Annotated in this window: 8 protein-coding genes and 2 tRNA genes; 5 read left to right on the forward strand and 5 right to left on the reverse strand. The window is 65.1% G+C overall.

Going from position 1 to position 12,201, the window contains the following annotated elements; genetic code table 11:
* The 4 genes from DYS74_RS12215 to DYS74_RS12230 form a co-directional block, all read right to left on the reverse strand.
* Positions 1 to 1,503, reverse strand: coding sequence for a phage major capsid protein (locus DYS74_RS12215; protein ID WP_121533975.1), 1,503 nt, complete (start codon positions 1,501 to 1,503; stop codon positions 1 to 3).
* On the reverse strand, positions 1,500 to 1,850 hold the full coding sequence (locus tag DYS74_RS12220; RefSeq protein ID WP_121533976.1) for a gene transfer agent family protein: 351 nt from the start codon (positions 1,848 to 1,850) through the stop codon (positions 1,500 to 1,502). The genes DYS74_RS12215 and DYS74_RS12220 overlap by 4 nt, the downstream gene beginning before the upstream one ends.
* Positions 1,843 to 2,994: a phage portal protein gene (locus tag DYS74_RS12225; RefSeq protein WP_245965275.1), complete on the reverse strand. Its 1,152-nt coding sequence runs from the start codon at positions 2,992 to 2,994 to the stop codon at positions 1,843 to 1,845. Before DYS74_RS12225 ends, DYS74_RS12220 begins: the two co-directional genes overlap by 8 nt.
* 130 nt (positions 2,995 to 3,124) lie before the next feature.
* Positions 3,125 to 4,930, reverse strand: coding sequence for a site-specific integrase (locus DYS74_RS12230; RefSeq protein ID WP_121533978.1), 1,806 nt, complete (start codon positions 4,928 to 4,930; stop codon positions 3,125 to 3,127).
* 702 nt (positions 4,931 to 5,632) lie between these two features.
* On the opposite strand from DYS74_RS12230, the gene DYS74_RS12235 reads away from it, so the two are divergent.
* From DYS74_RS12235 to DYS74_RS12255, 5 genes are all read left to right on the forward strand, one after another.
* Positions 5,633 to 9,325, forward strand: a complete 3,693-nt coding sequence (locus DYS74_RS12235) for a vitamin B12-dependent ribonucleotide reductase (protein ID WP_121533979.1) — start codon at positions 5,633 to 5,635, stop codon at positions 9,323 to 9,325.
* A gap of 101 nt (positions 9,326 to 9,426) precedes the next feature.
* Positions 9,427 to 9,675, forward strand: a complete 249-nt coding sequence (locus tag DYS74_RS12240) for a hypothetical protein (RefSeq protein WP_121533980.1) — start codon at positions 9,427 to 9,429, stop codon at positions 9,673 to 9,675.
* Between the two features lie 265 nt (positions 9,676 to 9,940).
* Positions 9,941 to 10,017: transfer RNA gene (locus DYS74_RS12245), tRNA-Asp, on the forward strand.
* A gap of 28 nt (positions 10,018 to 10,045) precedes the next feature.
* Positions 10,046 to 10,122: transfer RNA gene (locus DYS74_RS12250), tRNA-Asp, on the forward strand.
* Positions 10,123 to 10,254: 132 nt separating this feature from the next.
* The gene (locus DYS74_RS12255) at positions 10,255 to 11,520 is read left to right on the forward strand and encodes a glutamate-5-semialdehyde dehydrogenase (RefSeq protein ID WP_121533981.1); all 1,266 of its coding nucleotides are present in this window, start codon (positions 10,255 to 10,257) and stop codon (positions 11,518 to 11,520) included.
* Positions 11,521 to 11,573: 53 nt separating this feature from the next.
* Here DYS74_RS12255 and DYS74_RS12260 read toward each other — a convergent pair whose 3' ends face one another.
* Positions 11,574 to 12,179 carry a histidine phosphotransferase family protein gene (locus DYS74_RS12260; RefSeq protein WP_121533982.1) on the reverse strand — a complete coding sequence of 202 codons (606 nt, stop codon included), beginning with the start codon at positions 12,177 to 12,179 and terminating at the stop codon, positions 11,574 to 11,576.
* Positions 12,180 to 12,201: the final 22 nt, after the last annotated feature.

The raw sequence follows: 12,201 nt of genomic DNA on the forward strand, positions 1-12,201 counted from the left end.
TCAGGCCGCGAGCTTGAGCTTCGCCAGAGCCTCACCAAGCACGACACGGCCACCGACGCGGCGACGGGCGTGCAGCTTGACGATGCCATTCGCGGCGCCGGTGTAGTCGTCGCGCATGATCTCGAAGCCGGTGCGGTCGGCAATGGTGTAGCCCTCGGCGAAGTCGCCGAAGATGATCGGCGACTTGCCAGCGGTCGGCGCGTCCATGTCCACAGCTTCGTAGACCGGACGGCCCAGAAGGGTGGCGGGCTGGCCTGCGGTGAGCGCGGGCTGCCAGAGGAACGAACCGTTCGCGTCGGTGAGCTGACGAATAACAGCCATCGTCGCACGGTTCATCAGCCACGCGCCGTTGTTCGAGTAGGCCGTTTTCAGCGAATAGAAATGGTCAATCAGGGCGGCGGCGGTAATCGCGGCCACTTCGTTCTCCACGACCTCGGTCGAGGTCATCACGCCTTCGGCGGCGGTGGTGCCGTTGCCGGTGACGAACCATCGCGCCTCGATCTGGCCGAAGCGGCGGGCGATGTGGTTCGAGAGGTAGGCGTTCAGGTCAACCTGTGCGTCTTCCAGAAGAATGCGCGTGACCGGCACGATGACGGCCATTTCAAACGGCTTGAGGTCGATCTGTTCAAAGGTCGGCTCAGACTCGGGGCGCGCTCCGGTCTCGGTGACATGGGCGGGCTGCACTTCATCCACCAGACGGGGCAGTTGCAGAAGCGGGCCGCCCATGCTGATCGCCGAGGCAAGGCCGCGCAGAGGCGACTGTTCCGCGATTTTCTCGATGATCGACGCCGAGACGGTTTCCGGGGCGAGAATGCTGCCGGTCGAGGGCGCGCTGTAAGCGAGGTTCTTGCGCTCGCCGGTGCGCAGGTAGTCGGTGAAGCCCTTCACCTCGTCTTCGCCCATCACCGGGTTCTGGGTGCCGGAGGCGATGATGCCGGGGCGGTTGCCCTTGGCTTCGAGCTTGTCGAGGCGGGTCTTGATCTCGTCAAAGGCTTTGGTGTCGATCTGCGGCACCTGAGCCGCGGTCGTTTCGTTTTCCACGGGTGAAAGTTCCTTGTTCAAAAAAGTAGATTTCAAAGAGGTGATCTGCGCGCCGGGGTGGGCCGGAACGGCAACAATGCTGATTTCGTGAAGCTCAAGGGCGGTGATGCGACGGCCTTTTCCTTCGCGCTTGGCGTCCTTGGTGACAAAGCCGATGGACAGGCCCGAGACGGCACCCGCCTTGACCATCGCGCGCACCTCACGGGCGCGCTCCACGTCTTCAATCAGGAGGCGGCCTTTCACCGTCAGGCCCGCGTCGGTCTCGGCGATCTCATCCCAGACGCCGACGACCTGGCCCTGATCGTGCGCGAAGAGCATGGGCAGCGTGGCCGGGCCGGTGAAGGCGCCCTTGACGATCACGTCGCCCACCCGGTCGGCAGAACCGAACGGCCAAGCGATGCCGGTGATCTCGCCGGAATCGCTGACGCTCAGGTCGGCCTTGATCTCAAGTCGCTCGGTCACGCCGCCACCTTGAGCGCGGGCGCTTCCGCCTCAGGCTGCGCGACGCCGTTCCAGCGCGCTTCCATCACCTCGAAGGCCAGCGGGAAAATCTCGGCGAGCGGGCGGTTCGCGACATAGGCCGCGCAGAGGTGTTTTGCCTCTTCGGGATCTGTGCCGCCACCGATCAGGCCGAGGCGGATGATTTCGCCCAGCACGTTCGCCGGATAGGCGAGGTTCACGAGCTGGAAATAGAGCGCGCCCACGCCGAGGTCGGTGAGGCGTTCCAGCTCGGCAAGCATGGGGTCAGTGAGGGCGAAGGCGCGCTCCTTGTCACCAAAGAACGTGTGGAGGGTAATGAGGTCAGTCATTCGAAGGGGCTTTCTGAGAAGTAGGCGCCGAGGGGGCGGCGCTGGTCGTGTAAGGATTTTCGAGGGTGTCGCCGTCCGCATGGGGCGGCAGGTTCAGACCGGCCCGGACCTCGTTCGCGGTCATCGCACCCATGCTGCGATATTGGCCGTAGGCGTTCGCCCGCGCCGCGGTGTCGGTGGTGGTCAGGTCGTCGGTGACGAACTCCACATAGAGGTCACGCCGTTCCTCGGGCGTCAGCAGGCACCGGGCATAGGCCCATGCCCAGGTCGCGAGCCACGGCTTGAGTGTCACTTGCAGGAACTGGCGGGCCATTTCCTCGGTGTTTGACCATGTGCCGCGCGTCAGCTCGAAGAGCATCGTCGGCGGAACCCGGAACACGCGAGCGATTTCGCGGATCTGTTCAAGGCGGTTGTCGGCGAATTGGCTATCGGCGAGCGTCATCGTGACAGTCTCGAAGGACATGCCTTCATCGAGAATGGCGGTGCCACCCGAACGGCCCGAGCCATGCGCTGCGGTCCAGCTCGCGGCCAGGTTGGCCTTCGCCTGATCGCCAAGCGTCTTCTCGGTCTTGAGAATGCCACCGGGCTTGCCACCGTTCGCGAAGAGCTTGGCAATGTGCTCTTCGAACGCCAGAGCAAGGCCGATTGCCTCACGCCCGAGGGTGATCGGCGAGGCACCCCCGAAGGCGCTGACGTGCAGAATGTCGGTGAAGGCGTAGCGGTGACGGCCGTCCGCGAGCTGCACGAGATAGCTCGGTTCGCCGCTCGCGTCGGTTTCAATCTGAACTTGCGTCGGGTCGAGCCGGTGCAGCTCGACAGGTTCGCCCGCACCGTTGCGCACCACGAGGGCGAAGCCATGACCGCGCAAGAGGGCATCAGTCGTGAGCTGCACCCGCAGTGCCTCGGCAGAGGTCCAAGGGTTCGCCTCGTCGTGCATGAGGGAATAGGCGGGGTGGTCGGTGATCGTGGCGCGGCCATCGCGCTCGAAGAGCTTCACCGGCAGCGAGCCGACAGTCTCGGCGATCAGGGCAACGGCACAGGCAACAGCGGGGACACGCAGGGCACTTTCTGCCGTGACGGTCTTGCCGGTCAGGGTCGGGACGATACCGAAAATCGGAAGGGCGGTGGGGTCTGAGACCGCCACCGCCTTCCTCGTGAGAAAGGAAAGGGCTTTCTGAAACAAAGGTCACTCGAAACAGGGGCACTCGTAATAGGTGTTATATTACCCCATGCGGGGCAGAATGTGAATCCCCTAATCGAAGGGGATCACGATTTCATTGCGCTAGGTGGTCGAGGTTCAAGCCGGGGTAGGCGATCGCGTTAATCAGCTCCACGCGCTGCTCAAGCATCCCTTGCGGCATCTGCCCGTAACGGCCAGTCATGGACGCTTCGGCATGTCCGAGGATGAAACCGAACTGATTGTCGAGGTAGCCAGCCCGACGCAGGGCGTCGGCGGCACCATGCCGGAAAGAGTAGAGCGACAGGCCGCGGCCTTCCTTGAGGCCGATGCGCTTGAGATACTTTCCGAACTCGCGCGAGAACTCGGCCATCATCTGACCACGTTCATTCCTCTTCGCACCGGGGAAAAGCTGCTTGTCACCGGCCTTCACGCGGTCGGCGTGGTAACCGAGGAAGCCGAGCCGGATCAACTCGGGATGCACGGGCACGACGCGCATTGACCCTTCGGTTTTGACCGACTTGCCTTGCTCAGTCTGATCGCCCTCGGTGGTGATGTGAAACACCCAATGGCCGTGCAGCTCGCGCACGTCATTGGTCGCGAGCTGGCCGATTTCGCCATTCCGTGCGCCAGAGAACAGCATGACGAGCGGCACCCAATAGCGGTGGTCGCGGATCTGCACGTCACCGGGCCGGGAGATATACCGCCACTCACCTTCCTTGTCGCTCTGTGCCCCGGTGAAGAGGGGAGAGCTGAACAGGATGTTCAACTGCTCTGACGTGAAGGTCTGGGTCTTGGATCTCTTCTCCTTCGGCAGCGACATGCCCGACACGGGATTTTGTGCGAGGTAGCCGTTCGACACGAGCCAGTTGCAGAAGGCCCCGAGGCTAGAGAGGTAGCGGTTCACCGTGCGGTCGGACAGGACCGGGCGACCGAGCTTTTCGTTCGCCTTGACGATCTGGTGAATATTCATGCCTTTGAAGTCGTTCACCTCTGACGCGCGGACGGGATACTTGACGAGAAGGGCCTTCCAGTCGCGCACGGCCACCTTGTCGATAGCGTGAACCGGGAAGCTCGCCCCGACGCATTCAACGAAGGTGCCCACGTCGCGCCGGGTTTGGTCGAGACGATCTTGAGCAACGCGGCGCGGGTTCTCGCGAGCGAATATCTCGAAAACTTCCATGATCTTCTCGCCGGGTTTCGCTACCTCGCGGCGAGGGCCGGTTGCAGGCTTCACCAGAGGGTCGCGGGGCTGGCCCGAGTAGTCGCCCCGGTCGCGCTCTATGGCGCGGTCAAGGGCTTCGATCTCGGCGCGCATCATATGTCGGGCGAGGCTGATCCAATCAGGCGTGCCACGTTCCACCAGAAGGCGGTTCTCGTCCAGATAGGCGTCAACCTCGTGAGCGATCAGTGCCGTCTCGCCCTGCGCGAGCTGCCGGCGCATATCCGCGACCTTCACCTTGCGAGCCTCCGAAGCCACCGCGCTCGCTTCCTGCTTGGCTTTGAGGTCAAGCGAGGCGTCGAGAATCACAAGAGGGTCGGCGCTGGCGATCTCGCCACGCTGTGCCCGCCCGATCAGTTCGGACCTCGCTTGCTCAATCTCAGTCTCGCCGGGGAGATTCGCGCGCTCTGCTTCATCTCGCTCCATGGTGGCGGTGTAGTGATCCCAAACCGCGTGCTCACGGTCCGCAGGCACCAAAGAGCGACGTGAACGAAGGTCGTCAAAGCCTCGCTGCCATTCAGAAATTACTGGATAGAGGCGGCGCTTTGCTTCGGCTTCGTCATTGGTGCCAAGCGCCTTCACCAGCTCACGCTTGCCGATGATCTGCACCAGATCAAGCGGAACGCGAATCCGGGCAGAGTAGGCGGCGCCGCGACGGATGAGGTGACTAATGCGAGCCATCGGGCGCGCTCCATGTGGAAGGGCTGTGTGTTACAGTCATGTGTTACAGATTGACGGGAAATCTGCAAGCGATTACATATTGTTAGTTGAAAATAACGGCTTGCGGAAAACGTTATTATGTTCTCGCCGCCCCGACCACTTCCCCAGCCGCTGATCCCTCCCTCTGCACCCCCTAGATCTGGTGTGCCATTTCGGGAGCGATTCTCCCTTTCCCTGGCCCCGCACGGGATTCGGGAACATATTTTGGGCATGCTGCGCCGCGGCGCTTCGGGCATCGGCCAAAACCGGCCAGCTATCCACAAGATCTTGTGGGCTGTGGATGAAATTCATCCGATTTGTCATCTTCCTGTCGGAAATCCCAGTGGCACAAGGGGAATCCTCCTTGGGGCGGGAACCGCGCCGGGAGGGGGGATTGTGGAGGAATCGAGCCCGTCCGCCGCTCTGTCAAAGCGGCTTTCCCGTCAATAGAAAAAAGCCCGGCTGCGCCGCCAAAGTTCTGTTGACCCTTTCGTGAGCCTACGCCAGTTTGTGGACGTCAGCTGAGAAGCCACCAGATGTAGTGGCGCTGCGGGCGCGGGACGGAGCCTCACTTTCTGCTCGATCGGAAACGAGACGGCGCCTCCGGGACCACACCCCGGGGTTGGTCCCTGTGTCCATGCGTACCGGCGCGGCGGGTTTGTTTTTGAACACGGGACAGTGCAGATGAAGATCGAACGCAAGTTCACCTCGGCCAAGACCGGCGCCTATGGCGAGATCGCCTTCACCACCACCACTTCGGAAATTCGCAACCCCGATGGCAAGGTCGTGTTCCACAACGACTGCGTCGAGGTGCCCGAGGGCTGGAGCCAGGTTGCCTCCGACGTGCTTGCGCAGAAATACTTCCGCAAGGCCGGCGTTCCCGCGGCGCTGAAGACGGTGCGCGAGAAGGGCGTGCCCGAGTTCCTGTGGCGCTCGGTTCCGGATACCGAGGCGCTCGAGAACCTGCCGGAAGATCAGCGCATTGTGGGCGAAACTTCAGCCAAGCAGGTGTTCGACCGGATGGCCGGCGCCTGGACCTACTGGGGCTGGAAGGGCGGCTATTTCAGCACCGAGGACGATGCGCGCGCCTATTACGACGAGATGCGCTTCATGCTGGCCGAGCAGATGGCCGCGCCGAACAGCCCGCAGTGGTTCAACACCGGCCTGCACTGGGCCTATGGCATCGACGGCCCGTCGCAGGGCCACTATTACGTCGACCACGTCACCGGCAAGCTGACGAAATCGGCCTCGGCCTATGAACACCCGCAGCCGCATGCCTGCTTCATCCAGTCGGTGCGGGACGATCTGGTGGGCGAGGGCGGGATCATGGACCTGTGGGTCCGGGAAGCGCGTCTGTTCAAATACGGCTCGGGCACCGGCACCAATTTCTCGAGCCTGCGCGCCGAGGGCGAGAAGCTCTCGGGCGGCGGCAAGTCCTCGGGGCTGATGGGCTTCCTGAAGATCGGCGACCGGGCGGCCGGCGCGATCAAGTCGGGCGGCACCACGCGGCGCGCGGCGAAGATGGTGATCTGCGACATGGATCACCCCGATATCGAGGCCTTCATCAACTGGAAGGTGATCGAGGAGCAGAAGGTCGCCTCGCTGGTGGCCGGCTCGAAGATGCACGAGCGCGAGCTGAACAGGATCTTCGACGCGATCCGCGTCTGGGACGGCTCGGAGGAGGGCCGCGTCGATCCGGGCGTCAACGCGGGGCTGAAGGCCGCGATCCGCTCGGCCAAGAAGGCGCTGATCCCGGAAACCTATATCAACCGCGTCCTGCAATACGCGCGGCAGGGCTTCGACAGCATCGAATTCCCGACCTATGACACCGATTGGGACAGCGAGGCCTATATCTCGGTCTCGGGACAGAACTCGAACAACTCGGTGCGCGTCACCAACGCCTTCCTGAAGGCGGTGAAGGAGGATGCGCCGTGGGAGCTGCTGCGCCGCACCGACGGCAAGGTGGCGAAGACGGTGCGGGCGCGCGAACTCTGGGATCAGGTCGGTCACGCCGCCTGGGCCTGTGCCGACCCGGGCATCCAGTTCCACGACACGGTGAACGAGTGGCACACCTGCCCCGAGGACGGTCCGATCCGCGGCTCGAACCCCTGCTCGGAATACATGTTCCTCGACGACACGGCGTGCAACCTTGCCTCGATGAATCTGCTGACCTTCCACAAGGGCGGCAAGTTCGACGCGGATGCCTATGTGCATGCCACCCGGCTGTGGACCATCACGCTCGAGATCTCGGTGCTGATGGCGCAGTTCCCGAGCCAGGAGATCGCACAGCGCTCCTATGACTTCCGCACGCTGGGCCTAGGCTATGCCAATATCGGCGGGCTGCTGATGACCATGGGCCTTGGCTATGACTCGGACGAGGGCCGGGCACTGTGCGCCGCGCTGACCGCGGTGATGACCGGCGTCGCCTATGCGACCTCGGCCGAGATGGCGGCCGAGCTGGGCGCCTTCCCGGGCCATGCGAAGAACGCCGCGCACATGCTGCGGGTGATCCGCAACCACCGTACCGCGGCGCATGGGCTGTCGACGGGCTATGAGGGGCTCGAGGTGAAACCCGTGCCGCTCGATGCCGCGAACTGCCCTGATCCGGCGCTGGTGACGCTGGCGAAATCGGCCTGGGACGAGGCGCTGGCGCTTGGCGAGGCGCATGGCTTCCGCAACGCGCAGGTCTCGGTGATCGCGCCCACCGGCACCATCGGCCTGGTGATGGATTGCGACACGACGGGCATCGAGCCGGACTTCGCGCTGGTGAAGTTCAAGAAGCTCGCCGGCGGCGGTTACTTCAAGATCATCAACCGTTCGGTGCCCGCCGCGCTCGAGTCGCTGGGCTACCCCTCGGCGCAGATCGAGGAGATCATCGCCTCTGCGGTCGGCCACGGGTCCTTGGGCAATTGCCCGGCGATCAACCGCACGTCGCTCATCGGCCATGGCTTCGGCGCGGCCGAGATCGAGAAGATCGAGGCGGCGCTGCCCTCGGCCTTCGACATCCGCTTCGTCTTCAACCAGTGGACGCTGGGCGAGGATTTCTGCACCGGGACGCTGGGCATCCCGGTCGAGAAGCTGAACGACCCGTCCTTCGACATGCTGCGCCACCTCGGCTTCACCAAGGCGCAGATCGACGCGGCGAACGACCATGTCTGCGGCACGATGACCCTCGAGGGCGCGCCCTTCCTGAAGCCCGAGCATTACGCCGTCTTCGACTGCGCCAATGCCTGCGGCAAGAAGGGCACGCGCTACCTGTCGGTCGACAGCCACATCCGGATGATGGCGGCGGCGCAGTCGTTCATCTCGGGCGCGATCTCGAAGACGATCAACATGCCGAACACGGCGACGATCGAGGATGCGCTCGCCGCCTATGAGCTGAGCTGGTCGCTCGGCATCAAGGCGAACGCGCTTTACCGCGACGGTTCCAAGCTGAGCCAGCCGCTCGCCGCGGCGCTGGTCGAGGATGACGAGGAGGCCGAGGAGATCCTCGCCACCGGCAGCCAGCAGGAAAAGGCCGTCACCCTTGCCGAGAAGATCGTCGAGAAGGTGGTGGTGAAGGAGATCGTCCGTTCGCACCGCGAAAAGCTGCCGTCGCGCCGCAAGGGCTACACCCAGAAGGCGATCGTCGGCGGTCACAAGGTCTATCTGCGCACCGGCGAATACGATGACGGCTCGCTCGGCGAGATCTTCATCGACATGCACAAGGAAGGCGCGGGCTTCCGCGCGATGATGAACAACTTCGCCATCGCGGTCTCGGTCGGTCTGCAATACGGCGTGCCGCTCGAGGAATTCGTCGACGCCTTCACCTTCACCAAGTTCGAGCCGGCCGGCATGGTGCAGGGCAACGACTCGATCAAGAACGCGACCTCGATCCTCGATTATGTCTTCCGCGAACTGGCGGTCAGCTATCTCGACCGCACCGACCTCGCCCATATCAAGCCGAAGGGGACCGCCTTCGACGATCTGGGCGGCGGCAAGGACGAGGGCAAGCGCAACGTCGAGCCGGTGAGCGAGTCGGCGGCGTCGAAATCGCTCGAGGTGCTGCGGCAGATCTCGTCCTCGGGCTATCTGCGCAAGCGGCTGCCGCAGGAACTGGTGGTGCTGCGCGGTGGCGCGGCGGGCGGCATGGCGCTGTCGGGCGCGGCCGATCCGATCGCGGCGCTGAACACGCTGGTGCCGGAAACCGCGAAGGCGCCGGGCGCCGCGGCGACGACCTCGCTCGCCTCGGGGGTCGTCACCATGGATGCGCGCACCAAGGCGAAGCTGCAGGGCTACGAGGGCGAGGCCTGCGGCGAATGCGGCAACTACACGCTGGTGCGCAACGGCACCTGCATGAAGTGCAACACCTGCGGCGCCACCTCGGGCTGCAGCTGAGGGCCGCGCGCGGCCTGAGCAAGGCCCGGCCACGAAGCCGGGCCGCAACGAAGACCACGGACGCCCGCAAGGGCAGCACGGAAGACAGAAGGACGCCCCAGGTGGAGCTGATCGTCGGAAACAAACGGATTGCGGCCAAGGCGCTGCGGCGGATCCCGGGCGGGGTCGTGGCGCAGCTCGCGGGCGACGCGCTGACCTCGGTGCTGGACGCGACCTTCCGCGGCGGCGCCTCGATCGAGCTGCTGGGGGGCGATCTCGACCACCACACGCTTGACGTCACCGACATCCGCATGGCGGGCGCCTCGACCACTGTCACGCTGCTGACCAGCGGCGCGGTGGCCCTGCATTGAGATCCGGGGCGGGTGCGCTCGCCCCAGACGCCGAGAAGGCCCAGGCGAAACCATAGACACCTCGGGCGGTGCATCAACGAGCCTGATCGGCGAACCTGGCCCCCTCCCTCAAGGAGGGGGTCATTTTCTTTTGGAAATCAGGGGTTTCCGGAAAATGGGGCAGGGGCGAAAGAAAAACCGGAACTTTTCTCACGCAGGCGCTTGACGGGGCGCGCGGGCCTGCGTAAACACGCCCCACGCTCGGACAGCGATCGGGCGGAGGTGAGCGGTTGTAGCTCAGTTGGTTAGAGTACCGGCCTGTCACGCCGGGGGTCGCGGGTTCGAGCCCCGTCAACCGCGCCACCTCCCCGATCGCCGAGCGCTGAAATGCGCGGTTGTAGCTCAGTTGGTTAGAGTACCGGCCTGTCACGCCGGGGGTCGCGGGTTCGAGCCCCGTCAACCGCGCCATTTCCCTCCCTTCCGGAACATGATCTTGCTCCGTGCGGCCCGAAAGCTGCGCATTGGCCCCTCGGGGCCTCTTGCGCGCTTGCCCGGTTTCCGCGCCGGTCCTATATCGGACCGACAGCGAAGGAGCCTGCCATGACGGACGCATTTGACGCCAAGAGCCTGATCGACACCATGGGCGCCGCCGCGCGCGCCGCGGCCGCCGAGCTTGCCTATGCGCCAGCGGCGGCCAAGGAGGCGGCGCTGACCGCGGCCGCCGATGCGGTGCTGGCACATCTGGACGAGATTCTCGCCGCCAATGCCGAGGACATGGCCTTCGGGGCCGAAAAGGGGCTGACGCCCGCGATGCTCGACCGGCTGAAGCTCGACGAGGGGCGGGTGGCCTCGATCGTCGCCGGGCTGCGCGCGGTTGCCGCGCAACCCGATCCGGTCGGCACGGTGATCGCCGAATGGGACCGGCCCACCGGGCTGCACATCCAGCGCGTGCGCACGCCGCTGGGCGTGATCGGGGTGATCTACGAATCGCGGCCGAACGTGACGGCGGATGCCGGCGCGCTGTGCCTGAAGGCCGGCAATGCGGTGATCCTGCGCGGCGGCTCGGAAAGCTTCCATTCGAGCCGGGCGATTCACGCCTGCATGGTCGAGGGGCTGCGCGCCGCGGGCCTGCCCGAGGCGGCGATCCAGCTGGTGCCCACCCGCGACCGCGCGGTGGTGACCGAGATGCTGCATGCCGTGGCCTATATCGACGTGATCGTGCCGCGCGGCGGCAAGGGGCTTGTCGGCCTTGTGCAGCGCGAGGCACGGGTGCCGGTCTTTGCCCATCTCGAGGGGATCTGCCACATCTATGCCGATGGCGCGGCCGATGTCGCCAAGGCACGGCGCGTGGTACTGAACGCCAAGACCCGGCGCACCGGGATCTGCGGCGCGATGGAATGCCTGCTGATCGACCGCGCCTTCTATGAGAAGCACGGGCCGGTTCTGGTCGAGGATCTGGTCGCGGCCGGCGTCGAGGTCCGCACCGAGGGCGATCTGCTGAAGGTGCCGGGCACGGTTCCCGCCGCCCCCGACGATTTCGGTCGCGAGTTCCTCGACATGATCTGCGCGGCGAAGATCGTCGACGGTGTCGACGGCGCCATCGCCCATATCCGCCGCTATGGTTCGAACCACACCGAATCGATCCTGACCGAGGATGACGCCGCCGCGGCACGCTTCTTCCAGCGGCTCGATTCGGCGATCCTGATGCGCAACGCCTCGACCCAGTTCGCCGATGGCGGCGAATTCGGCATGGGCGGCGAGATCGGCATCGCCACCGGCAAGCTGCACGCGCGCGGGCCGGTGGGGGCGGAACAGCTGACCTCGTTCAAGTATCTGGTCACCGGCGACGGCACCTGCCGCACCTGAGCCGGGCCGCCGCCCGAAAGACAAAGGCCCCGCAGCGATGCGGGGCCTTTTGCTCAGAAGGTGATGGCGACGCCGCTGTCCGACATCTCCCAGTGCAGCGCACACCCCTGTGCCGCGGCCTCGCGCGGCAACAGGGCGAATTGCACCTGCGCGGGGCTGATCTTGCTTGCCTCGCCATCGAGGTTGGCCCAGAGCGCCGGATCGGGTTTCGTGCGTTCGGCGGTGCCGCTGACCTGCCACTGCCCGTCGTCGTTGCGCACGCTGATCGTGCCGCCGCGCGGCATCGCGGGTTCGAGGCAGAGGATCGCGAGGAAGGCGAGCTTGACCGCGCGGCGCGGCTGGTCGCCCTCGACCTGCCAGTCGTAGGTCGTGCGCCCGCCCTGCGACAGCGCCCGCATCAGCGTCACGAGTTCCGGCCGGCCGAGGCGCTGGTCGGTGCTGCTCTGGCCGAAGGCGATGCGGAAGAACTTCACCCGCGCATTGGCCGAGGCGACGCTTTCCGCGATCAGCTGCAGTTCCGGGCTCATCGGTGCCCCCGACATCGTCAGCAGCTCGACCCCGTTGCCGATCGCGCCCAATGGGCTGATAAGGTCGTGGCAGAGTCGCGACCCGACGAGGGCCACCAGGTCGGCTTCGGTCTCGGGCGTGTCAGTCTGCATGGCGCAATCCGGAGGTGAGAGC

Origin of the sequence: Paenirhodobacter hankyongi, from assembly GCF_003664585.1 — a bacterium.
Lineage (GTDB): Bacteria > Pseudomonadota > Alphaproteobacteria > Rhodobacterales > Rhodobacteraceae > Rhodobacter > Rhodobacter hankyongi.